Source organism: endosymbiont GvMRE of Glomus versiforme, from assembly GCF_003546845.1.
This window is the reverse complement of sequence record NZ_NWVA01000001.1, coordinates 151,686-175,450: the sequence shown is the minus strand read 5'-3', so window position 1 is coordinate 175,450 and position 23,765 is coordinate 151,686. Positions and strand designations below refer to the sequence as shown.

Sequence of the window (23,765 nt, the reverse complement as noted above, 5' to 3'; positions counted from 1 at the left end):
ATTTTACAATTTTTTTTTAATCATTTAGTATATTATCATTGCCAATATTAGTTTTTATTTCTTTTCACACATCAGCAAAGTTATCCACAGGAATAATTTTTAATTTTCTTTTAATTTCAGTAGGAATTTCTTCTAAATGTCTTTTATTTCCACGAGGTATAAACACAGTATCAATTAATTTATCTTCATAAGCAGCGGTTAGTTTTTCCTTTAAGCCGCCAATTTCTAAAACTTTCCCTTTGGAGGTAATTTCTCCGGTCATAGCATAATTGCTAGGGAAAACTTTTCCAGTTAAAGATGAAAGAATGGCCGTAGTTATCGCAATTCCGGCACTGGGACCATCTTTTGGGACTGCTCCTTTGGGAAAGTCAAGAAAAATATCATTTCCTTTAATAATTTCTTCGGTTAGACCAAATTTTTGGTAATTATTTAATAAATAATAATAAGTTTTTTTGACTGATTCACCCATTATTTTGCCTAAATTGCCAGTTGGTTCAATTAATTTACCTTCTTTTCCTTTGACTGGAAAACAACTTGCTTCTATTCTTAAAACACTTCCTCCTGCTTCACTCACGGCTAATCCTTTAACTATTCCTGATTGATGGTAATCATCCGAATCTTCACTGATTATTGACGATCCGAGATATTGACGAACTTTTTTTAAATTAATCGTCTCGTTTTTTAAGTTTTCTGTTTCTTGCTTGTAAACAAAAGCACAAACAATTGAATTAAAAAGTTTAATCGTTTGTCGCATACCACCAGTAAAAACGTAAAATTTAACAATTTCTTCAATGGCTTCATCAGTGAAAGTTAACTGGTCGTTAGTTAACTTATAATTTTCTAAAATTGAGGGAATTAAGTGAGTTTTGGCTGCTTTAACTTTATCCAGAGTAGTATAAGGAGGTAGTTCAATAACATCCATGCGGTCTAGTAAAGGACCCGGAATATTTTGAATTCAGTTGGCAGTGCAAATAAAAAATACTTGGGACAAGTCATAAGGGATTTCCAGATAGTTGTCTTTAAAATTTTTATTTTGCTCGGGGTCTAAAATTTCTAAAAGGGCTGAAGCTGGATTACCATGAAAACTCATAATCGTGTTAATTTTGTCTACTTCATCAATTAAAAACACCGGATTTTTGACTCCGGCTTCTTTCATACCTTTAATAATTTCTCCGGGCATAGAGCCGATATAAGTTCGTCGGTGACCACGAATTTGCCCTTCATCACTTACTCCTCCCACCGAGATTTTTACGTATTTTCTCCCCATCGCTTTGGCAATAGACTTAGCAAGAGAAGTTTTTCCCGTGCCGGCTGGACCAACCAAACAAAGTATCTGAACTTGTTTTTCTCCGGCTCTTTTTTTGCCGGCCAAATAATTCAAAATTCGTTGTTTAACTTCTTCTAAGCCAAAATGCTCTCGGTCTAATTCTTTTTTGGCAACTGCTAAATCTTGATTTTCCGTTGTAGTTTGTGATCAAGGAAGCGAAAATATTTCTCGCAATTGTTCTTCTAAACTTATTTTTTCTTGAAAATAGGCTTTTTTATATTCGGAAATTTTTGCTTTAATATTTTTTTTGGCTTGGGGAGGAAAAGGTTCATTATTTAAACGCTGAAGATAATGAGCAGCTTTGTCTTCTCCTTCTCAATCCATTCCTCCTCCATCTTCGCCGCTTGGTTCTCCCGCTGGTTCCTTTTGCCCTTGTTGTTGGTGTCGTCGGGCTGCTTCATGGATAATCTTAGGAGCAATAGTAAATAAATAGCCGAAAAAGAAAGTTAATAAGGCTAAATGAAAGCAAATCCGCACTCATGAAAGTTGTTTTTTTCCTTGAATTTGCCAAGAAATTCCTTGTAAATAATTAAATAGTTGCTGTTTATAATAGTCCAAGGAAGAATTAGCCAAAAAATTAAGTTTTAAATAATCGTCCTCTTGGGGAATAATTAAAATTCCTTGAAAATTCACCATTCGGCTATGAAAGCGAACTTGGAGATGGGCAATTTTTTCTACTTGGTATTCTTGCCCTTCTACTGTCAGTTTTTTTTCTTGGAGAACTTGGAAAAGTTGGTTTTGGTCTAATTGATAAGTAGTGATTTTTTTAATTAATCATTCCGTAAATAAATAATAAAAATAAGCAAGAATTAGAAAAAAAATAAGTGGCAAAAAAGAAACATCTAATTTAGCAGTTTTATTATAATCTCTAAACTTATAACTCAGCAAAAACAAAAAAATTACTCCAAAAATTAAATTAGTTATTCGGAGAATGGTTTTGGTTCAACGATGAAAAAGGAAACTTTTGAACATATTTATATTAAGATTTTTATCTTTTTTTATTTGATTTTTGCCCCAAAGTGGATATTATATTATATTATTTTCTAATTTAAATTCAAAGAACTAAAAAGGTTAAATATAAACTTATGGAAAAAGAATTAAAAATTTTTCTCCTCATTGATGGGAATAATTTACTCCATCGTTGTTATCACGCTTCTCAACATTTACTTTGAGAAAGTGAATTAAAAGCAGTTTTTATTTTCCTCCGAGTGTTAATTAGTCTGCTTCGGGGAAATGATTATCAGAAATTGTTAGTTGTTTTTGATAGCACCAAAGTTAATTTCCGTCACCAGATTTACCCAGATTACAAAAAAAATCGCTTAGTTACTCCACCGAAATTGCTTCAACAAATAAAAATTCTCCAAGATTTATTGGCACAAAGTGATGTTCCTCTGATACAACTAGCCAATTTTGAAGCTGACGATTTAATTGCTTCTTTTCTTGCCCAAAACGAGCAACTTCATTCTGATTACAACTTTGTCATTTTTTCTCAAGACAAAGATTTAATGCAATTACTTTCTCCACAGGTAAAAATTTACAAGTATGTGCAAGGAGAAATTTTGGCTTTTACTGAACAAGATTTTTGGCAAGAATATAACTTCTCCCCTCATAATTATATTGATTATCTTTGCTTAATAGGAGACCAAGTTGATAATGTTCAAGGAGTTGGCGGAATCGGCCCGAAAACGGCTCAGCAATTAATTCAAAATTTTGGCACAATTGAGAAACTTTATCAAAATAGTCAACAATTACCTCCAAAAATTCAAGAATTATTAACCAAAGATCAAGAATTAGTTTTTCAAAATAAACAGTTAATTACTTTAAAAGATGATTTAGTTTTGCCAATTAGTTGAGAACAGTGTGATTTTAATTGAAATCAATGAAAAAGTAATCAAAATTTAATTGAATTTTGCCAAAAGTCTGAATTTAAGAGCGTTCTGAAATTATTAAGTGGCGAATAATAATTATTTTTTCTTATTCTTAGCCTTGGCTTGTTCCATGGCTCTTTCCATGCTGCTCATCATCAAGTTGATTTGCTGTTCAGATAAATTATGACCAAAAGCACCTGCTAATTGTCTAATTTCTTCTTTTTTCATTAACTTAGTAACTTCTTGCATTTTTTTTTCCATGTATTTTTTGAGCAAGTAATAAGCAAGAAAGCAACCGGCAATTGCTCCTGCTAAAACACCCAAAATGAAAGAAAGTAAATTAAACTCAAACATATATATAATTTTATTTGTTATGTTATATTTGCTCCTTATAGAAAGAATTGGATTAACAAAAAAAATTTTAAAATTTTTAAGGGATTATATGAAAAACCACTCTTGTAATAAATATCCAAAATTATGGCATCTCGCTTTTTTGAAGTTTATTTTTCCTCTTATTTTCTTAGTGGTAAGCGAAGTTAAACACTGTATTTACTTTTTACTAGTTAATTTTTGATAATTTTCTAACTTTTTTTCAACTTCATAATCGATTAACTTTTGGCAGATTTCTTCTAAATCTCCTTCTATAATGAATTTAAGTTTATTTCAACTCATTCTTAAACGGTCATCAGTTACGCGGTTTTGTGGATAATTATAAGTGCGAATACTTTCAGCTCTTTCTGAAGTGCCAATAGCTGAAGAACGCAGATTACCAATTTCTCTTTCTTGTTCTTGGCAATATTTCTCAAATAAACGATTTTTTAAAACAAACATAGCCTTTTCCTTGTTGTCGTGCTGACTGCGACCGGCTTGAGAAGTAGCAATAATTCCTGTTGGTTTATGCGTAATCTTCACCGCAGAATCAGTAGTATTAACATGTTGTCCTCCGCTCCCGCTGGAACGGCAAGTTTCAATTTTTAAGTCTTGAGGATTGATTTTAACGGTAATATCTTGGATTTCGGGTAAAATGACAACACTAACAGTAGAAGTCTGTAAGCGTCCTTTGTTTTCAGTAACCGGAACTCTTTGAACCCGATGAATTCCGGCTTCATTTTTTAGATATTTATATACTTCTTTACTTTTGATAAAAAAAGAAGCAAAAGTAAAATTGCCTAGACTATCAGCATGGATTTCGTCTTCTTCTTCATCTTTTTTCTCTCTCCAACCTTTTTTTTTAGCAAACTTAACATACATACGGTATAAATCTCTAGCAAACAATCCTGCTTCTACTCCTCCGGTTCCGGGACGAATTTCTATTAAAACTTTTTGGGTATTTTTTTCTTGACTAATTAATTCTTGCTTAACTTTTTCAATAAGAACAGTTTTTTTTGTTTCTAATAAATTTATTTCTTGTTCTAAAAAATTTTGGCTTTCGGTATCAGTTGTCTCTTGTTTTAAGAGTTGATACTCTCTGATTTCTTGGTCGATTTTTTCATAATCATTTTTAATTTTTAAAAAAGGAGTAAATTGGCTATTTTTGGTTTTTGGAGAAAAGGAAAAATCTGAAGGAGAAGTAATTCCCTTTGGCTCCAATTGCTGAAAAAAGTTAATTATCTTTTTTTCTAACTCAGCATTACTCATATTATTAATTTTTGCTACTTTTCAAGAGAAGGCAATATTGGTTTTATTTTTATAGACTAATTAAAAATTAGGTGAAAAGGCAATAACTATTTTTTCCTTAATGACATAGACTTCAACAATATTTAAAAATTTCGTAAATGGAGGGGACTAAGGGATTTGAACCCTTGCATACCGAAGTATAACAGTTTTCAAGACTGTCGCCTTAAGCCGCTCGGCCAAGTCCCCTTATTAGATTTTTACATAAAAATTCATGTATGGAAAAAAATATGTAAATTCCCGAGAGAAAAGAATTGCCAAAAAACGGTAAAATAGACCATTTTTTTTTTGCTTTTGCTTTTGATTACTTGCACCGTTTTATAAGCAATTTTGAAAAATCGTTAATTGCTCCTATAATTCAGTGGATAGAATGCTCGTTTCCTAAACGGGTCGTCGGGAGTTCGAATCTTCCTAGGAGCGCCATTTTAATTATAAAATTTCTTTTTTTGCATTGATTTGCTTTTTCTTTTTAGGTTTGCCGATTTGTGGCAAAGTATTCATTTTTTGGGTAAATTTAGTTTCTCGTAAAACAGAAATAATTATTTCTCCGGGTACAATAATTTGTTCGCGAATTTTGTTTTGAATAGCCTCGGAAACTTCTAAAAGTTGATAATCACTAACTTTTTTGGCATTAACAATTACTCAAATTTCTTTACCGGCTTGAAAAGCATAAATTTTTTCTACTTCAGAAAATTCTTTAGCCAATTTTTCCAAACTTTCCATTCGGGAAATATAAGCCTCTAATTGCTGACCCCGAGCACCCGGACGAGCCGCAGAAAGAGTATCAGCTGCCATCACAATGAAAGAGTAAGGATTATCCGCTGGAAAGTTACGATGATGGGAAGCAATAGCATTAATAACTATCTCTGGTTCTTTGTATTGTTTAGCAATAATTACTCCGCTGGTGACGTGAGAAAGACCGTCATCCTCAACAGATTTGCCGATATCATGAAACAAGCCGGCTCTTTTGGCTAAATTAATGTCTAGTCCTAGTTCAGCAGCAATATTAGCAGCCATTTTAGCAACTTCTAGACAATGCTCCAAAACATTTTGTCCGTAACTAGTACGAAATTTTAATTTACCTAAATGTTTAACTAATTCAGGATGAACCGAACTAATTTGTAATTCATGTAATACTTCTTCTCCACTTTGTCGAATAATCTCGTCAACTTCTTGACTTACTTCTTGAAAAACTGTTTCCATTTGGAGAGGGCTAAATTTTTGTTCGTTAATTAATCTTTGTAAGGTGCGAGTAGCAATTTCTCGTCGTAAAGAATTAAAACAAGAGATTTCAATTATTCATTCTTCTTTTTTTTTACTTTCTTTTGGCTTGCGTCGAGCAACTTCATTTTCAGAATTTAATAAAAGGTCTACTCCGGTCAACTTGCGAAAAAAATTGATATTGCGACCATCTTTACCAATAATTCTTCCTACGGTTCGACTATCATCAGTTTTTAAATGGTTAACTGTTTTGCTATATACTAATTCAGAACTATATTTTTCTAATGCCAAACAAATAATTTTGGTGCTTTCTTCTTTAACTTTTTCTTGATTGTGTTTAATTTCTTTTTGGGTTTGCTTATCTAAATCCTCCTTAATTTTTTCTTTTAAGCGAAAAAAAAGGGTTTCTTTGGCTTCTTTTTTATCCATTTGGGAGACTTCCCAAAGTTTTTGTTCGACTTCCTGATGTAATTTATTAATTTGATTTAATTGATTATTATTTACTTGCTCTTTCTGGTGTAATTCTTTTTCTCTCTCTTCTAATCTTTGCTCTTTTTGGTCGTATTTTTCAATTTGTTCGGTGATTATTTTTCCTTTTTGTAATAATCTTTCATTTAAATTAGTTATTTTTTCTTCCTCTTTTTGGAGACTTTTCTTTTGTATAGCAAGAGAAGTTTGGGCTAAGCGAAGTTTTTCTTCTCTAGTTATGAGATTAATTTCTTTTTTTTGTTGTTGAATTTGAGTTTTTTTTAATTTTTCTTGCTGGTTAGCCAATTTTTTTTGTCAAAGTCAAAAAATTAAAAGCAAAATTAAAGTTAAAATGGCAAGGAAAATAATAATAAGTTTGTCAATACCGAAATCCATTAACTTAATTCTCCTCCTAAAAGTAATTTTCGTAGTTCGGTAGTATTTTCAACAAAATTAACGGTTAGTTTTTGTTTAATTTCAGGATAAAAAACTACTGATTGATAATCCTCGGCTTTTATTCATTCTTTACTTTTTCTACTTTCCTGTGATAAAAGGTTAGGCGAGGAATTATATTTGGAAAGCACCAGACGGCTAACTCCTTTTTCAGTGCCGGCAATAGTTTTTCCTCTTAACCCCGCAATTGGTAAAACGGCACCGGCGGATAAGTTAACTTCTTGCTCGTTAATTTTTCCTTTTCTTTCTTTTAAATTAACAACTCCGGTGGCGGCTACGGCTTGGTTAATTGGTTTTTGGTGAATAGCGCTTAATAAACCAAGATAATAAGCAACTCCGATTGATTTTCCAATTACATTTCCGTATTGTATGTCGCCTTCTTTACCAAAATTTTCGGCTCCGATACAACTCAATACTGATATCTCGTAATTGTTGGAATTAATATTTTCCTGTTGGAAAGCGAATTTGACTAGTTTTTCAACGTATTTTAGCGTGTTACCGTAAGGGCTAGCACCATGTATTTTTCTGTCAAAATTAATAGTTGGAGAGGAAGATTTTCGTACTATAAATATCGCTTTGTTTGAGACACCTAGTTCCTCATTTTCCATTTTTTTCTTTCAAGCATTTTTTTCTTCTTCGGACATAGTTTTTCGTTTTTCAATGACCGAACAAGGAATACCAAGAAGATAAGATAAAGTATTAATAACTCCAATACTTTTTTCGGCTTTTAAGTTAGGAATAATTTCTGGTGGTAAGTTTCAGCCTCATAATTGTAAAATATCATTTCAATGATAACCTTTTTTTCAGAGTTTAATTATGTATTCTTGGGGAATTTGCCTTCATTTTATTAAATCCTCATTTGATTTTTGGTTATCATTTCAAAGAGGCATTTCACAAAGACCCTTTTTGTTTATTAGATTTTGTTCGTTTAAATAAGGACATTGTTCTTTATCAGCAGGAGATATTTCTTGTGCTGGTTGATTAGTTTCAGGATTAGTTTCTTTTTCGATTGCTGGCTGATTATTATTTTCAGAAGTAGTTGGTTCTTGGGCTTTATGGTTAGATTTTTTTGCGAAAAGAACAATTGCTATTAGTAAAAACATTGCGATAATTCCGCTAATAATTATTATAAAAAAGCGTTTTTTAGTGTTTTTGTTGTTATTTAATTGATTTTTTTGGTTCATAATGGTAAAAATAAAAATATATGGAAAAGATAGAAATAAAATTAAAAAAAATATTAAAGAGGGAAAATAAGCCTTTGGTAGGAAACAATCGTTCTTTTTCAATGTGTGCTACTAAAAGGAAATTTCAAGGGAACATTCAAAAGTTTAAAATTGGTAAAAAAACCTATAAATTAAGAGTAAAAGATTTTCGTTCTCTCCGTTCGTATTAAACTTTTATTCTAATCTGAACTCCCCGAGAAATTTGCGGATAAGCACCTGCTAAACCAGCCTTGTTCAAATCAGCAAAAGAAGTATCTGTAACTTTAATTAAGCGACGATGCGTTATTCTACCAAAGTGTTCTTGAGAGTCTTTATGCTTATGTGGAGACTTCGGAACGGCTAGTCTTTCTCGCTGATTTGGTAAAAATACTTTCGCTTTTGGATCAAATTTTATTTTAGCATCTAAAAGTTTACGGATAATTCAAGCCGTTGTTTCGTCTACCAGCCGAGCCTGAAATCCTTCAATTAGAACATATAATTCATTACCTTCTTTTTTGGTCTCAGCAATTTTCCTTTTAGTTTCTTTAACAAAGGGTATACTCATTTTTTTCTATCTTTATAGTTATATTTTTACAGAACAATCAAAAAAAACATGATTAACATTATTTACCAAGACCAAAACCTATTAGTAGTTAATAAACCAAATAATTTGGTCGTTCAGAAAACTAAGGACTATGCGGAAAGTTTAGAAGAAATTTTAATCAAATATGAGCCGTTACTTGCTTCTGTTTCTCGTTGAGGAATAGTTCACCGGCTAGACCGTCAGACCACGGGCTTGCTTTTGGTAGCCAAAAATTCAGAAAGTTTTAATTATCTAACTGCTCTTTTTGCAAAAAGAAAAATCCAAAAAACTTATTTAGCATTAGTTGAAGGAGTTTTAGTTAATGAAAGCGGGGAAATTACTTTTTATGTGCAGACAAAATTTCCGAATAAGGGAAAAATTAGGATGGATTTAAATGCCCAGCAGGGTAGACTAGTTCAAATCTCTTTTCAAGTTATTGAGAGATTAAATAACTACACTTTTTTAAGGATTTTTCCTCTGACTGGTCGAACTCACCAAATTCGGCTGGCCTTTCAAAAGATTAACCATCCAATTTATAATGACCCACTTTATGGTTCGGTTTGCATTAATCCCGAAATTGGTCAATTTTTACATGCTTACGGCTTAGAATTTTTTGGACCAAAGAAAGAAAAATTTCTTTTTCAAACCCCATTACCAGATTTTTTTCAGAATAAACTTAAAGAGTTAAAAAGCCAAATTTGAAACAAATATTCTTCCTAATTTTCTTGTGCAAATTAATATTACTCCAATAAACAAAAAAAAACTTCTTGCCTTTCCGCTTTTGCTTCCTGTCTTTGGATAGTTCCTAATTCGGTCTAATTCTTTCCGCTAATTTCGCTTGTTTCTTTACTCATTTGTTTTACTAATGATTGTTTATTTCCTCATAATTCCTGAATATTTTAATACTCAAAATGCTTTTTTGCTTGTATAGACAAGATGAGATTAAAAAAAACTCTCTAAAAATACTATATGAATATTGAGAAAGAAAGTCTTTTAAAAGTTGGCATACAATTTGGCAACTTAACTCAACGCTGAAATCCAAAAATGGAACCCTATATTGCCAGAAAAAGAGGAAAATTGCATCTTCTTGACGAGCAAAAAATTATTGAAAGTTTTTCCTATGTTAAAAGCCAACTTGAAAAAATTATTGAAGAAAACAATACAACAATTCTATTTGTAGGAACTGCTCCTGATTTAGCAGAAATTACGAAACAAGCGGCGATTAATTGTCAGTCTCCGTATCTGGTGCATCGCTGACCAGGAGGATTTTTAACTAATTTTCACACTATTCAAAAGACAATAGAGTATTTAAAAAATTTACTTGCTTTCCAAAAATCAGAAAGATTTGCTACTTTGTCCAAAAGAGAGCAGGTTGAATTGGAAAAGAAAATTAATAAATTAAAAAAAGTTTACGAAGGAGTGCTTGATTTGCCAAAAAACGGATGGTTTGATTATTTTCAAGGTGAAAAGCGGGTCAATGTTTTATTGTTTATTGTTTGATTAAAAAAAGAGAAAACAGCAATCAGAGAAGCCAAAAAGTTAGGTGTTCCGATTATGGCAATTTGTAATACTAGTGATGACCCTAGTTTAATTGACTATATAATTCCTGGCAATATAGCCGTGGCTAAAAATAAGGAAGAAGGCAAAAAAGCAGAGCGGGCTCAATATTTAATTAATGCTGTCGCTGAGGTTATTAGAGAAAGTAAAATCCGAAGAGATATTAAATTGTCCTCTGAGGAAAGTGAAACCATAGAAAGAGCAGAAAAATTGATTTCTCCTAAGAAAGAAAATAGAGTTTAATTTGCTTTTTTCTTACCAAAGTAAAGATAAGCAACTATACTAACTAAAACAATTAGAGAGAAACCAAAAATTAAGCCAATTAGCAACTTATTATCATTTTGCTTTTCTGTTGTTTTTATCTTTAAATCAATTTTTTCTGAGTTTTCAGCAGAAGCAGATTTGACTTGTCTTTCATTAGTTAAATCACTTCAATATTTTTCTAGTTCTTTTTGTAAGTTTTCGTGGTTTTCTTTTTCTAAACCGCAAATGAATTCTAAATCACGATAGAGAATAATTTCTCCTCACGTTTTTATTGCTATTTCAATACCCAAAGAGAATTCTTTATCTCATTTTTTTCTCTTTTCTCCTAAATAAATGTAGAATTTGTTACGAAATTCGTCATCGTGTGCATATCTCCCAGTAATTTCTTGACCTTCTCTTATTTCTATCCAATTAGTAAATTCTGGATTTTGTTTTATTTCTTTTTGGTGTTTTTGATAATATTTTTTCACTTTTTCTTTTAATTCTTCAAAATTAGAGGGAAATGATAATTCAAAGGGACCGAACAAACACTCTTCTTTGCCTTTTTGCTCTTTTATTTCTCTGTTAGATTCTAAATTTTTCGGAAAGAAGTCAACCACAGTTGCTAGTTTTTTAATGTTATTAGAAAATATTTCCTCAGCAGTTTCTCCATTATTTTCAAAATTATCAGTTCAAATTTCTACTGTTTCACCTCCATTATTTTTTAAAATTACTCCTTGGGTCGCAAAGTTATTTATGTAAAAATTCTTTAAGTATCAACCTTTATTTTTGTCGTTCGCATATTCCTTTGCTTTGGTAATAAGTTCATTTATGTTATTGACTTTGTGTGTGTGTGTTTGTCATTCATAATATATTATGTTATATAATAGAATTTTAACCTATTTTTTTTATTTTTGACGAGTGATCACTCGCATTTTTGCACTCCTAGCTCGATGATTAATAACAATTTCTTCCCCAGCAGGAGTCAAAGGCTTTTTAGTGAGGATTTGATAATAACCAAGTTCACTATATTTTTTGAAAATTTGCTTAACAATTCTGTCTTCTAAGGAATGATAACTAATTACAACAATTCTCCCATCATTTTTAAGTTTTTGGAGAGCGTTTTCTAGCCCTCGGGAAAGATTAATCAGTTCTTGATTAACAGCAATTCGCAAAGCCTGGAAAACCCGACGAGCGGGATGTTTCTTACTTTTTTGAGAAAAACAACTAACTACTATGCTCACTAACTGTTGAGTGGTAGTAATTTTTTCCTTTTTACGAACTTGGCAAATGCGCCAAGCTATTTTTTTGGCTTTTTTTTCTTCACCATATTCACGAAAAATCTCGGTTAATTTTTGACAACTGCAATTATTAATGATTTTTTGAGCGGTTAAAGTGCTATGAGTACTTTCGGTTGACATTCGCATATCTAAAGGAGCTTCTTGTCGATAACTAAAGCCCCGTGAAGCATCATTTAACTGTTCGCTGGAAACTCCTAAATCAAACAAAAAGCCGTCTGCTTGGGAAATATTTAACTCTGTTAGATAATGAGGAAAGTTAACAAAATTGTCATTAATAAAAGTAATTTTTTTGCTAGCAAAAAATGGATTCTGCTGACAACGCTTAATCGCTTCTTGGTCTTGGTCAAAAGCAATTATTTTTATTTCTGGACATCTTTCTAACATAATTTGCAAATGTCCACCGCTTCCCAAGGTACAATCAAGGTAAATGCCATTTTTCTTCATATCCAAATAGTTTAAAACTTCTGCGGACATCACTGGGATGTGTTTTTCAACTTTTAGATAAGAAAACATAGATGATTATAAGAAAATTTTAAACCTGATAAAAGAAACAAAAAGTTTTAGTCAAGTTTACAAAAAGAGGAACAACAAAATCAGAATTTTACTTTTTTGCGAAAATTTTAACTATAAATTGTGAGAAATTTTTTTGTTCTTTTAATTGAAAATTTTTAATCATTTCGGGAAAGAAATCTAATTTAACATTGCCCGGGTATTTTTTTTTGATTACCGAAATGTGTAGTTGGTCAGCAAAAGGATAAGTTTGGTAAAATATTTCTTTGCCACCTATGATAAATAACTGCTCTGGACTATTGTTAAATGACTGAATAATTGTAGTAAGATTATTTTCTACTGTTAATTGTGGATATTTTAATTTAATTTCTTTCGTTCATTCTTGATTTTTAGTGAGAACAATATTACATCTTCCAGGCAAAGGTTTACCAATACTCTCAAAAGTTTTTCGGCCCATTAATATTGTATGCCCTCGAGTAGTCTTAGCAAAATGTTGCATTTCTTCCTTGATTTTCCAAGGCAAAGAATTGTCTTGACCGATTATATATTCTTCAGTCATGGCTCAGATTAAGTTAATCATTTTTGAAATCTTTGCGAAAAGATTTGCTTTTTTTAATTATTTCTTTTTTTTGCCCCCACATTCACATTTTTTTTTATGACAAGTGCCACAAACTACTCTTCTTTGTCCCATAATAAGAATTTTTAGTTAAATTAGTTTTTATTTGTCCAAAAATGTTTATTAAAAATTGGAGAGTTCTTTTTAAAAATAAAGTGAAATCGTGAAATTTAATTTATCAACAATGAATCAAACATGTTTATTTGTTAGAGAGAGTTTTTTGCATTAGTTAATAAGTTAAAAAGAGTATTAATTATCCTTTCAGCACCGTATTTTTCACTTAATTTTTTGATTTTTTCATCATTACCTTGAGAAGTTTCATTTTTTTCTAAATTGTTAATTATTCTTTCCAACAATTTGTCTTCTAGGATTTGGTCAATTTGGTCTTTGCTTGGCAGATTTAATGGTTCAATTTTGTATCCTCTTTGTTTTGCTAGAGAAAACAATAATTTTTTTTCTTTGGGAGAACTAATAAAAGTTATGGCTTGACCACCGGCTCCGGCTCGACCAGTACGACCAATTCGGTGAATGTAAAATTCTGAACTTTGGGGAAAATCATAATTAATAACGTAAGCAATATCATTAACATGTAGTCCTCGAGCAGCAACATCAGTAGCAATTAATAAAGTTATTTGTTTAGTTCTAAACTTATTAAAAACTCTGGTTCGGCGAGTTTGGGACAAATCGCTATGGATATAATCAACTCTTAACTTTTCTTTGCTTAATTTTTCATTGATTTGTTCAACTCTTTTTTTGGTATTCACAAAAACAAGAATTAATTCAGAACTATGAAGACGAAGAAAATCAACCAAAAACAAATTTTTTTGTCGGGGAGCGGTTTCTAAATAATAGTGTTTAATTTCATTTTCTGGCAAAGTTTCTGTTTCTCCACTAATTCGCACGGGATTTTTTAAATAAAGTTTGGCAAATTTGGCTACTGGCGAAGTAATAGTGGCCGAAAAGAGTAAAGTTTGTCGCTCGCTTGGAGTCATTTTGATTATTTTTTCAATAGCGGATAAAAAACCTTTGTTAATCATTTCGTCAGCCTCGTCAAGGACGACAAAAATTAAACTGTTTAGTTTTAGAGTTTTTCTTTCCAGATGATCCGTTATTCTCCCAGGAGTGCCAATTACTACATCAACACCAGAACGGAGTGAACGCAATTGATCTTTCATGGAAGCACCGCCATAAACTGCTAATATCCGTAATTTGCTGCCCCGAGATAATTTTTCTGTTTCTTCACTAACTTGTAAAGCTAGTTCTCGGGTTGGCACTAAAACTAAAATTTGGGGTTTAGCAATTGGCTCTATTTTTTCTAAACTGGGAATAATAAAAGCCGCAGTTTTTCCGGTCCCAGTTCGGGATTGAGCAATAATATCTTTTCCTTCTAAAATTAAAGGAATAACTTTTTTTTGAATGTCAGTTAATTCATTATAACCAATTGCTTGTAAATTTCTTTTTGTCCTCTCTGAGAGGAAATTATTTGTTGATTCCATATATTTATTTGTTCCTAAGGCATTTTAACTAATGATTTTAGCAATGGCAAAGTTTATTAATTAACGCTTAGAGTATTGAGTAGCTTTGCGGGCTTTCTTCAAGCCAATTTTTTTTCTTTCTACTCGGCGAGGGTCACGGGTTAATAAGCCAAATCCTTTTAAGGTGGTTCGGTATTCCGAAGAAATTTCTAAAAGTGCTTTGGCTATTCCTAATCTAATGGCTTCTAATTGCCCGGTGGTTCCTCCTCCTTTTATTCTAATTTTTAAGTCATAATCATTTTGTTTATTCAAAAGTTCTAGTGGTTTTAAAATCTCTTTTTTATTAAGTAGCGAATTAGTAAAATATTCGTCTAGGTCTTTTTTCTCTTTTTTACCTCTTTTTCTGATTTCTATTTTTCCTGCACCATTGGGTTTCAAATAAACCGTAGCACTAGAGGATTTTCTTCTTCCAGTACCAATGTAGTAATTATGATTAGCGTTATTCATTATTTAAAAGTTTTTTTCGTCTTGATGATATGTTAATTTTAATAAAATTTTTTTCTCGGGCTTGTAAATTATGTTCTTTATCAGGAAAAATAAATAGTCTATTCATTCGCCTTTTTCGCAATTTATTTGGCGGCAACATTCCTTTAACGATGCTTTCCATTAACTTAATGGGATTTTTTTCTAGCATTATTTTAGCACTTGTTTCTTTCAATCCTCCTGGATAACCGGAGTGCCTATAATAGAGTTTGTCATTCAGTTTTTTTCCAGTAAATTCCACTTTGCTAGCGTTTACTAAAACAACATAAATTTCGTGGTCAAAATTAGGAAAGCAGTTTACTTCTTTTTTTCCTTGTAAATATAGGGATATTTCAACGGCAATTCTCCCTGGAGCTTTATTTTCTACTTCATTTACATCAATAAAGTGTCATTTCTCTTCTTGGGAAGCTTGGGGAATAGTAGTTTTTTGACTGATGATTTCTGTTCTTTCTTGTGAACTCATATTTATACTTAATTTTTAAATAATCAAAACTTTTTTTGCAACTGTTTCCTTTTTGTCATTATATAAAGCAAGTATGAAAAAACAACGGAGTGTGCCGACCAAGATCCTCAACGGCTAACCAAAGGAGGCTCAGCATGAAAAGAATAAAAAAATCCTGTTCGGGCTGCGCTGACCATTTCATCGCTTACCAAAAAAATAACTATGATTATTGCCGTAACTGTGCCATAATGGCAGCCGTTCAAAATCAGTGTCCTGAATGAGGAGATGGATCCGGTTGAATCAAATTCCCTAACCAAAACTGTAAATGTAAAATCTTTGCTTTAGTTCAGCCAAAAATCCCTTTTTTTTATGGTTGTTAAGACCCAAGGCAGTCAAACCATAAAAAACACTATCAGCGAGAACATTATTTTCTATCATGCTTTTGTGAACAAATACTTTTTTATACTCCTGTCAATTTTGCGAATCATGCTAAAACTATATTATACTCATGGTCCAGACGATACTTGATGAACCTTTATATCAAAAATTTAATCTTCATTTAATCGAAAAAAGTTGAATTGAATTCTTTCAAGAACAAATTAAGCAAAAGTACTTTCCTGACCTGCTAACTCAAATAGACAATGAATACCAAAACCGTCGGTGTTGCCCATCGCAAAAGGATGTTTTTCGTTTGTTTCAGGAAATATCTTTGCCACAAATTAAAGTAGTAATTTTGGGACAAGATCCTTACCATCAATCAGAACTTATCAAACATCGTGATGGATCAGCTGAAAAACGTTGAGTTGCTGACGGAATTGCTTTTAGCACTCAAAAACCTGGCTATATTCCTGCTACTTTGCAAAATATTTTTTTGGAGTTAGGTCGTGAGTTTGATTGTCCTCCACCCACCAGCAGTAATCTGCTCCCTTGAGTAAAAGAAGGGGTGTTTTTGTTAAATACTGCTTTAACTGTTCAAAAAAGTGAACCATTATCCCATATGGAACTTTGAGAAGAGTTTACTTACTCCTTGATTAAGTATTTAAACAACTATAATCCTGAACTAGTTTGAATATTTTGGGGCAAAAAAGCCGAGTTAATTAAAAATGAATGCCAAATTGCTGACAAATTCAGTATTATTTCTACTCACCCTTCACCTTTTAGTGTTAATCTTGGTGTTAAACATAAATTTTTTGGCTCTAAACCTTTTTCCAGAGTTAATAACTTACTAATTGAAACTGGAAAGAATCCTGTTAATTGGCTATCTATAGAAAAGCCAGCAATTAAGTAAAATTAATTATTTTGTCTTTTACTTCTCTATAAAGACTTTAAATTCTTCATATAAACTAAAAATTTATCATAAACATGTCTATTTCTTTTCCTCATTTTCTCACTGAAATTAATCAAGAATGTTTCGAATTCAAGAACAAAAAAATTGAATTTATAACTTTTCCTGCTACTTTCTCTTTGGAAGTTGTTTCTCCTTCTTACTTGGAAATAAAAGAATTAGAAAAAACATTTTATTCACTTTATAATAAGTTATTTTATTTATTTAACTATCTAAATTATCAGGTTAAGTTTACTGCTTTTTCTGAAATAGACGAAACAAAATTAAAAAGTTATCTGAATTTTCTTTATTTTAACCCTTTTTTATGAAAAGATAAACAATTAGGATTGATTATTAACCAATGACAATTAAACGAAAAAATTACTCTGCGGCGAGGCACTTTACAACTGCTAAATATTGACAAAAAAGAAGAAGATGTGCGTTCTGATATTTTAATTCTAAAAAAGGCTCTCAGCAATCTAGGCTGGGAAAAATTAGGCATCACTTCTCCTCAAATTAAAAAAACTCTTTCCCAGTCTGATAAAAGAGAAAAAACAAACGACACTAAAAAAAGCCAGGAAAAAACAGAAAAAGTAATAAATGAACCAAAAAAAAAAGATATTCCAGTTAACCAAAAAATTCCTATTACCAACCAATTAAGTGCAAACAAAAAGCAACTCAAAGCCAAAAAAAATTCTCTGAACCAAGAAATCATTAACCAGTGAGAGGAAAAAAAATTAATTGAATTAGGCATTCACACTAGATTTAGTACTCTGGATGGCATAAGTAGTCCAATTGAATATATTAAAGTAGCCCAAGAAAAAGGATACAGTACTTTGGGAATCACCGACCATTATAATGTGCAGGCTTTTCCCGAATTTTGGCAGTTTCATAGTTCTAATCTTAAACTAGTTTATGGTTGTGAAATGGAAATGTTGGAAGATAAATTACCTCCTTATGTTTTTAACCATAGTTCAAAATCTCGCGAATTTTTGAACCAAAATATTGAAGATTTAACTTATTGTATTTTTGACTTGGAAACAACTGGATTTTTCTCAGAATATAATGAAATAATTGAAATTGGTTATGTTATTTGAAAAAAAGGTGAAATCCTTAAAGAAAAAGCCTATTTAGTTTGTCCAGAAAAAGAAATTACGACTGAGGTGCTGAAATCTTGATACACTGACATTGACCCAAAAAAATTAAAAAAAGAAAAGAAAATTAAACAGATTTTACCTGAAATTCGCCAAGATTGAAAAAATTGTGTTTTAGTGGCTCATAATGCTCGCAACTTCGATTTTACTTTTGTTAATAAGGTTTGGAAAGAAGTTTTTCGAGAAGACTTACCGCATCCGGTAATTGATACTTTGCCATTAGCCTGAATAATTTTGCCAGAGAGAAGATCATATAGTCTGGAAAAATTGAGCCGTTCCACCGGAAAAGGCAAAATTCAACAAACCCACCGGGCTTTGGACGACAGTAAACTATTAACTGATTTATTTATTAAATTACTAAAATCTCTTCAAGAGCAAGAAATTAAACAGTGAAAAGAAGTTGAAAACTTGATTAATCACCAGTACTTTCCTAATCGAGGTTACAAAGTCAAAGTTTTAGCAAAAAATCAAGCGGGATTAAATAATTTATATCAATTAATTACTCTTTCTCATACTGACAACCTTTTTAAAGTGCCTTGCGTTTTTCGTTCAGACTTAGAAAAAAATCGGCAAAATTTGTTAATTGGAGCAGTTGGCAGCCGGGAAGGGGAAATATTTTCCCTTTTCAGTGCTTTTAACAACTCATCAGACCGACAAAAAGCGATAAAATTTTATGACTACATTGAAATAAACAGCCCTAGTAGTTTTCGGCACCTTTGATTAAACGGGCGAATGGGAGAAACTGAATTAAAAAAAATTACCACCAAGATAATTGAAACTGCTAAACTTTTAAATGTCCCAGCGATTGTTAATCACAACGTTCACTATCTTCAACCCGAACAAAAAATTATCAAGCAAATTATTGTCGCTAATGAAGGAATGAATGGAGCCAGGCATTCTTTATATAATGAAGCTACTTTAGATGGCAAAGAAGATCGTTTTGACAACCTACCAGATCAGCATTTACGTTCTCGAAAAGAAATAATTGAAGATTGAAAATTTTTACAAGATGCTGACTTGATGGAGGAAATAATTTTCACCAACCCCCAAAGAATTGTTAACCAAACCGAGGATATTGTTATTTTTGACGAGCAAATTCAGTATCCTGATTTTTCGGAGAACGAAAAAAAGTTAGTTCAAGTATACCAAAAAAAAGCCCAAGAACTATTTGGTGATAATTTGCCTCAACCAGTAAAACAAAGAATTGAAAGAGAATGGAAAATTATTCGGGAAAATTACCTTTCAATTTACTGATTAGCTTATCAAATAGTCCAAAAAACCCACCAAGATGGCTTTATCGTCGGTTCTCGGGGTTCGGTAGGCTCTTCTTTTATTGCTTACCTCCTTGACATTACTGACCTTAATCCTTTATCTCCTTACTACTTTTGCCAAAATTGTAAATATTTCGAGCCTTATCAAACTGACCAAAAAGTCTTTTCTTGCTATGATATTAACGAATTTCCTAATTGCCAGCAATGTAAAGATCAATTAACTTTAGAAGGACACAATTTACCTTTTGAAACTTTTTTTGGTTGAAAAGGAGAAAAAACTCCGGATATTGACTTAAATTTTTCTGGCGAATACCAAAAAGTTGCTCATGATTATGTTCGGGAACTTTTAGGAGAAAAATATGTTTATCGCATTGGCACAATTAATAAACTATCCCAGCAAACCGCAGAAATATTTTTACGAGAATACAAAAAATTAAAAAAAGAACTTAATCCTAAATTTAATCTTTATGCTAATGGTGATGACGAAAAATTGCTAGAACAATTAAAAGGAATTAAGCGCACCACTGGTCAACATCCTGGCGGATTATTAATTATTCCTCAAAATATTGATATTCACAATTATACTCCCTTAAATTATCCAGCAGATAACAGGCAGGCGGAATGAAAAACTACTCACTTTGAATACAGTTTTTTAGCCAAAATTTTCTTGAAGTTAGACATTTTGGGACACGATGAGCCCACTGTTCTACAAAAGTTATACGAATTAACAAAAGTAAATCCGACCACTGTTTCCTTTCATGACGAGAAAATTATGGAAGTTTTCACCCAAGCGGATACTTTGGGAATTCCGGAATTTGGCACTGATTTTGTGAAAAGAAACTTCCTCAAATCTTTAAAGCCAACCAAATTTTCCCAATTAGTGCAAATCTCAGGCTTTTCTCACGGGACTGATGTTTGAACTCAAAACCAACAAAGTCATTACAAAGAAGGCATGAAATTAGAAGAATTAATTTCTTGCCGAGAAGACATTTGAACTTTTTTGGTTTCTTGAGGAGTAGATAACAAAATTGCTTTTTTGGCTAGTGAATACATTCGTAAGGGCAAATGGACTAGTCTAAAAACTGAAATCAAAAAAGCAATTCGAGAAAAATTAGGCTTGTCTGATGAGAGCATTGTCGGCATAATAAAAAATTTGACTAATAAGCAAAAAAATTTGACTAATAAAATTGGTCAAGAATTGTCAAGATTAGAGGAAAGTAGTTTGATTAATTTGCTCCAAAAGTTAAACGAAATGTTAGATGAGTTAGAAAACAAGAAATAGTCGTTTAAATAAGTCTTTAAGTAATATTCTTTTTTGTTAAAAAACCATCCTAAAAGTCAACTTTCCTATTTTTGCTAAATCCTTTAAGATAGAAACAGCCACAGAGGAAAGAAACTTAGTCGTTTGACCTGTGTGTGGACTCTTTTGTGGAAATTTGCTAAGAATTAAAGAGGAATTTTTTGAGTTGCGATTTTCTGGCCTAACCAGGAGCCACCAACTCTGCTTTTTTTGTATTTAGTTTTTGGTTAGGTTTTGTCATTACTGATTTTTTTCATGTCTATTTGCACATAGATAAAAATCGAACTAAGAAAAAAAAGCCGTGTAAAAATATAATTAAATGGCGAAAAAAAAATCTAAGAGCGATATTTCCCTAATTTGTCAAGAGTGCTTAACTAAAAAAAAGACTAGCCACCGAAATTATCGCACAACTAAGACCAAAGGAATACAAACACAAAACTTGAAGTTAAATTTACGAAAATATTGTAAATTTTGTCAAAAAACTCAATCTCATAAGGAGGGAGCAGTTAAATAATGGTTGTTAAAATTCGCTTGACTCAAAGAGGAAAAAAACACCAGCATTCTTATCGAATTATTGCCGTAGACAGTCGTAAACCACGAGATACAGGAAATTATTTAGAAGAATTAGGTCATTATAACTCGAGAACCAAAGAAATAAAGTTAGACAAAGAAAGCATTCAAAAATGATTAAGTAATGGTGCACAACCTACCCAAACAGTAGCAAATTTAATTAAGAAACATTTATAATTTAAGATTATGAGAAATCATGAAAAGAACCAAAAAAATAATTTTGCTGGTTTCTTTGCTGGCAGTAGGAATATTAGTAGTTATCATTTTGGTAAATTATTGTCAGAAAAAACCAACCTCCTCACTACCAAAACCACAAGAACCAACCGACAATTCTAATAATCCAAAAAATAATAATATGAATATTCTCCAAAAAACAATTGCTTTAAGCAATGGAATAATAATCCCGCTATTTGGTTTAGGAAGTTGAAATCTGACTAATTATCAGCGAGACAAGCAAGCCGTTCAATATGCTTTACAACGAGAATATCGCTTAATTGATAGTGCTCAAATGCATAATAACGAAAAAATGATAGGGCAAGCGGTCAAAGATAGTGGTGTTCCTCGCCAAGAAGTATTTTTAGTTTCTAAACTGAATACTCACCAATGCGAATATAACACCGCTAAAAAAACTATCGACCAAATGCTAGCAAACTTTCAAACTGATTATTTGGATTTATGCTTAATTCACTGACCCGTACCCCAAAAAAGATTAGAGGCTTGAAAGGCAGGCTTATCGGGAAGGCAAATTAAAAGCGATTGGGGTCAGCAACTTTGAACCGAAACATTTAGACGAATTATTGGCTAATTGTGAAATTAAGCCTACGGTTAACCAAATAGAACTTCATCCCGCTTTTCGGCAAAAGCGTTTACTTCCTTATTGTCAAGAAAAGAATATTAAAGTTATGGCTTATATGCCCCTAATGGCGGGTAATTGTCGGAATAATAAAGTAATCAAACAATTAGCCAAAAAACATAATGCTACCCCCGCTCAAATTTGCTTGCGATGAGTTTATCAGCAAGGAGCCATTGCTATTCCCAAGTCTAGTAATCCCCAAAGAGTTAAGGAAAACGCTCAAATTGAAGGTTTTGAGTTAAGTCAGGAGGATTTAAGTTTAATTGACACCATTAAAGAGAAAAAATATGATTGAGACCCGCGAAATGAGGATTAAGGATTAGGTTTTTTAGTCTTTCAGTATTTTAAGGCGTAAAAAAAACATAATGAAAATTCAATTATTTGTCATAAAAACTAAGTGATTATGTAGGCAAAGCAGAAAAATATGGTTGTTGCTGTAGTTTATTATATTGCTGATTTTGTTAAAAATAATATATGAATTTAGTAAGATTTTTAGAGAAAATAGCTTTTGGCTTTTTAGCCTTTTTACCTTTAATTCTTACCTTTTGTAATTATTTTACAGTTTTGAAAACAGAAAAGCAAAGGACCAGCGAATTGGGTATTCTCTTTTTGATTATCAGCATTATTTATGGCTTGCTTTGTTTATATTTCTTGTGCAAAAATTGAAACAAGATAATTAACTAAAAATATTATTATAAAGCTGGTTTAGCTAAGTTGGTACAGCGCCCGCCTTGTAAGCGGGAGATCGGGGGTTCGAGTCCCTCAGCCAGCACCAAAAGAATAAAAATTAACTCTGATAAATAACTACTCTGTTTTAAATTTCTATAACAGAACAAAATTTTACAAATAATTTTAACTACTCTTGTCGAAATTCTGCATGTTAGAGTTGATTAAATTCATTATAGTCATCTTAGTTTGATGGGCTTTATTTTCAGTTTCTCCGGTAAAATAATCAGGTTTGTTTTTATTTTCTATTAAACCCCATAAAGATATATGTCTAATTCAATATTTCATTTCTTTGGGATTATCAAGTGAACTACTCGCCACTTGGAGAAGTGGGAGCTTCTAAAAAGAATCAACAGACCTCACCTATTTCTAGGTCGTGTTCCTGTTTCACGAAGTCCGCTCCGAACTCCGAGATGCCTCTACACATCTATATTATAATTTTACCAATTCATTCCCCAGTTATAGAACAAGGGGACTTCTTGGCTAGGTTGGGTTAAACTTTTATTTTTTACAAAAACTATCCAAGAACGCCCCCACCTTCAAACTTGTTAAGTGGGGGATGAACTGGCTAAAAAGTATGAAAAAATAAGTAATCGGATGAAAGATAGAAACCACAAACTTTCACGAAAACTAGTGAACAAGTTTGATTTAATTGGCTTGGAGGACTTGAAAAGTAAAGAGATGACCGAGAGAAAAGAAAATCAAAAAAGAAAGGTTAATCGTTCATTGGCAAAAAGTATTATTCAAGCCAATTGATACCAATTAACCCAATTTCTTTCTTACAAAGTGGAGGAAACTGGTAAGGAAATTATTGTGGTTAATCCTAAAAATACTACTCAAAGATGTAGTAGTTGTGGCAAATTAGCCAACCCTAAAATAGAAAGAAATGTTGAAATCTATAACTGTTCTTGTGGTTCAGTATTAGATAGAGATGTAAATGCTTGCCAAAAATATCTTATATTTAGCCCAGAATAACAGGTTAGGAACTTTGCCAACCGAGTTGGTATAGCCTGCTAGTCACATGACTAATCAATTTAGTTAAACTAGGAAACTCCCAGTTCAAATCCGAATGGATTAGGTGGGG

24 protein-coding genes and 3 tRNA genes are annotated in these 23,765 nt (G+C 31.8%); 14 read left to right on the top strand and 13 right to left on the bottom strand.

The features are described from left to right. Positions 1 to 16 precede the first annotated feature (16 nt). Positions 17 to 2,299: a S16 family serine protease gene (locus GvMRE_RS00945; protein WP_147409427.1), complete on the bottom strand. Its 2,283-nt coding sequence runs from the start codon at positions 2,297 to 2,299 to the stop codon at positions 17 to 19. 113 nt (positions 2,300 to 2,412) lie between these two features. On the opposite strand from GvMRE_RS00945, the gene GvMRE_RS00940 reads away from it, so the two are divergent. Further along, positions 2,413 to 3,288 carry a 5'-3' exonuclease gene (locus GvMRE_RS00940; protein WP_147409426.1) on the top strand — a complete coding sequence of 292 codons (876 nt, stop codon included), beginning with the start codon at positions 2,413 to 2,415 and terminating at the stop codon, positions 3,286 to 3,288. Between the two features lie 3 nt (positions 3,289 to 3,291). Here the strand turns inward: GvMRE_RS00940 and GvMRE_RS00935 are convergent, their stop codons facing one another. From GvMRE_RS00935 to GvMRE_RS00925, 3 genes are all read right to left on the bottom strand, one after another. Further along, positions 3,292 to 3,549 carry a YneF family protein gene (locus tag GvMRE_RS00935; protein ID WP_147409425.1) on the bottom strand — a complete coding sequence of 86 codons (258 nt, stop codon included), beginning with the start codon at positions 3,547 to 3,549 and terminating at the stop codon, positions 3,292 to 3,294. 195 nt (positions 3,550 to 3,744) lie between these two features. Then, complete coding sequence (locus GvMRE_RS00930) at positions 3,745 to 4,833, bottom strand: PCRF domain-containing protein (protein WP_147409424.1); 1,089 nt, start codon at positions 4,831 to 4,833, stop codon at positions 3,745 to 3,747. Positions 4,834 to 4,971: 138 nt separating this feature from the next. Beyond that, positions 4,972 to 5,058, bottom strand: a tRNA-Ser gene (locus tag GvMRE_RS00925). A gap of 158 nt (positions 5,059 to 5,216) precedes the next feature. Between GvMRE_RS00925 and GvMRE_RS00920 the strand changes: the two genes are divergently transcribed. Further along, a tRNA-Arg gene (locus GvMRE_RS00920) sits at positions 5,217 to 5,292 on the top strand. Between the two features lie 6 nt (positions 5,293 to 5,298). On the opposite strand, the gene GvMRE_RS00915 is transcribed toward GvMRE_RS00920, so the two are convergent. Next, positions 5,299 to 6,954 (bottom strand): Rnase Y domain-containing protein, encoded by a 1,656-nt coding sequence (locus GvMRE_RS00915; protein WP_147409423.1) that lies wholly within the window; start codon positions 6,952 to 6,954, stop codon positions 5,299 to 5,301. Continuing rightward, positions 6,954 to 8,195, bottom strand: a complete 1,242-nt coding sequence (locus GvMRE_RS00910) for a S16 family serine protease (protein ID WP_147409422.1) — start codon at positions 8,193 to 8,195, stop codon at positions 6,954 to 6,956. The genes GvMRE_RS00915 and GvMRE_RS00910 overlap by 1 nt, the downstream gene beginning before the upstream one ends. A 20-nt stretch (positions 8,196 to 8,215) precedes the next feature. Between GvMRE_RS00910 and GvMRE_RS00905 the strand changes: the two genes are divergently transcribed. Further along, positions 8,216 to 8,404, top strand: a complete 189-nt coding sequence (locus GvMRE_RS00905) for a large ribosomal subunit protein bL28 (protein WP_147409421.1) — start codon at positions 8,216 to 8,218, stop codon at positions 8,402 to 8,404. On the opposite strand, the gene GvMRE_RS00900 is transcribed toward GvMRE_RS00905, so the two are convergent. Beyond that, a complete protein-coding gene (locus GvMRE_RS00900) occupies positions 8,401 to 8,778 on the bottom strand; it encodes a 30S ribosomal protein S10 (protein WP_147409420.1) in 378 nt (125 codons plus the stop codon). The genes GvMRE_RS00905 and GvMRE_RS00900 overlap by 4 nt on opposite strands. A gap of 48 nt (positions 8,779 to 8,826) precedes the next feature. Between GvMRE_RS00900 and GvMRE_RS00895 the strand changes: the two genes are divergently transcribed. Together GvMRE_RS00895 and rpsB are read left to right on the top strand one after the other, a co-directional pair. After that, the gene (locus GvMRE_RS00895; protein WP_147409419.1) at positions 8,827 to 9,516 is read left to right on the top strand and encodes an RluA family pseudouridine synthase; all 690 of its coding nucleotides are present in this window, start codon (positions 8,827 to 8,829) and stop codon (positions 9,514 to 9,516) included. Between the two features lie 249 nt (positions 9,517 to 9,765). Next, positions 9,766 to 10,596, top strand: coding sequence for a 30S ribosomal protein S2 (gene rpsB, locus GvMRE_RS00890; RefSeq protein ID WP_147409418.1), 831 nt, complete (start codon positions 9,766 to 9,768; stop codon positions 10,594 to 10,596). On the opposite strand, the gene GvMRE_RS00885 is transcribed toward rpsB, so the two are convergent. From GvMRE_RS00885 to rplM, 6 genes are all read right to left on the bottom strand, one after another. Beyond that, positions 10,593 to 11,216, bottom strand: coding sequence for a hypothetical protein (locus GvMRE_RS00885; RefSeq protein ID WP_147409417.1), 624 nt, complete (start codon positions 11,214 to 11,216; stop codon positions 10,593 to 10,595). The two genes, rpsB and GvMRE_RS00885, sit on opposite strands and share 4 nt — an antisense overlap. Before the next feature lie 288 nt (positions 11,217 to 11,504). Next, positions 11,505 to 12,410 carry a 16S rRNA (cytosine(1402)-N(4))-methyltransferase RsmH gene (gene rsmH, locus GvMRE_RS00880; RefSeq protein ID WP_147409416.1) on the bottom strand — a complete coding sequence of 302 codons (906 nt, stop codon included), beginning with the start codon at positions 12,408 to 12,410 and terminating at the stop codon, positions 11,505 to 11,507. A gap of 88 nt (positions 12,411 to 12,498) precedes the next feature. Next, positions 12,499 to 12,987, bottom strand: coding sequence for a dihydrofolate reductase (locus GvMRE_RS00875; protein ID WP_147409415.1), 489 nt, complete (start codon positions 12,985 to 12,987; stop codon positions 12,499 to 12,501). Between the two features lie 242 nt (positions 12,988 to 13,229). Beyond that, positions 13,230 to 14,519, bottom strand: a complete 1,290-nt coding sequence (locus GvMRE_RS00870) for a DEAD/DEAH box helicase (protein WP_147409414.1) — start codon at positions 14,517 to 14,519, stop codon at positions 13,230 to 13,232. A 60-nt stretch (positions 14,520 to 14,579) separates the two neighbouring features. Then, the gene (rpsI, locus tag GvMRE_RS00865) at positions 14,580 to 15,005 is read right to left on the bottom strand and encodes a 30S ribosomal protein S9 (RefSeq protein ID WP_147409413.1); all 426 of its coding nucleotides are present in this window, start codon (positions 15,003 to 15,005) and stop codon (positions 14,580 to 14,582) included. Next, the gene (gene rplM / locus GvMRE_RS00860; protein ID WP_147409412.1) at positions 14,998 to 15,504 is read right to left on the bottom strand and encodes a 50S ribosomal protein L13; all 507 of its coding nucleotides are present in this window, start codon (positions 15,502 to 15,504) and stop codon (positions 14,998 to 15,000) included. Before rplM ends, rpsI begins: the two co-directional genes overlap by 8 nt. Positions 15,505 to 15,638: 134 nt before the next feature. Between rplM and GvMRE_RS00855 the strand changes: the two genes are divergently transcribed. From GvMRE_RS00855 to GvMRE_RS00815, 9 genes are all read left to right on the top strand, one after another. Continuing rightward, complete coding sequence (locus GvMRE_RS00855) at positions 15,639 to 15,863, top strand: hypothetical protein (protein ID WP_172575193.1); 225 nt, start codon at positions 15,639 to 15,641, stop codon at positions 15,861 to 15,863. A 128-nt stretch (positions 15,864 to 15,991) separates the two neighbouring features. Further along, complete coding sequence (locus tag GvMRE_RS00850; RefSeq protein WP_147409410.1) at positions 15,992 to 16,771, top strand: uracil-DNA glycosylase; 780 nt, start codon at positions 15,992 to 15,994, stop codon at positions 16,769 to 16,771. A 74-nt stretch (positions 16,772 to 16,845) separates the two neighbouring features. Further along, positions 16,846 to 20,514: a PolC-type DNA polymerase III gene (locus GvMRE_RS00845; RefSeq protein WP_147409409.1), complete on the top strand. Its 3,669-nt coding sequence runs from the start codon at positions 16,846 to 16,848 to the stop codon at positions 20,512 to 20,514. Positions 20,515 to 20,851: 337 nt separating this feature from the next. Beyond that, on the top strand, positions 20,852 to 21,046 hold the full coding sequence (gene rpmG / locus GvMRE_RS00840; protein WP_147409408.1) for a 50S ribosomal protein L33: 195 nt from the start codon (positions 20,852 to 20,854) through the stop codon (positions 21,044 to 21,046). Then, positions 21,046 to 21,279, top strand: coding sequence for a 30S ribosomal protein S16 (rpsP, locus tag GvMRE_RS00835; protein ID WP_147409407.1), 234 nt, complete (start codon positions 21,046 to 21,048; stop codon positions 21,277 to 21,279). The genes rpmG and rpsP overlap by 1 nt, the downstream gene beginning before the upstream one ends. Before the next feature lie 19 nt (positions 21,280 to 21,298). Beyond that, positions 21,299 to 21,907 carry an aldo/keto reductase gene (locus tag GvMRE_RS14280; protein WP_147409406.1) on the top strand — a complete coding sequence of 203 codons (609 nt, stop codon included), beginning with the start codon at positions 21,299 to 21,301 and terminating at the stop codon, positions 21,905 to 21,907. Continuing rightward, positions 21,849 to 22,271: an aldo/keto reductase gene (locus GvMRE_RS14275; protein ID WP_147409405.1), complete on the top strand. Its 423-nt coding sequence runs from the start codon at positions 21,849 to 21,851 to the stop codon at positions 22,269 to 22,271. The genes GvMRE_RS14280 and GvMRE_RS14275 overlap by 59 nt, the downstream gene beginning before the upstream one ends. Positions 22,272 to 22,654: 383 nt before the next feature. Further along, positions 22,655 to 22,730 (top strand) — tRNA-Thr (locus GvMRE_RS00820). A 548-nt stretch (positions 22,731 to 23,278) separates the two neighbouring features. After that, complete coding sequence (locus GvMRE_RS00815; protein WP_147409404.1) at positions 23,279 to 23,656, top strand: RNA-guided endonuclease InsQ/TnpB family protein; 378 nt, start codon at positions 23,279 to 23,281, stop codon at positions 23,654 to 23,656. Positions 23,657 to 23,765 lie beyond the last annotated feature (109 nt).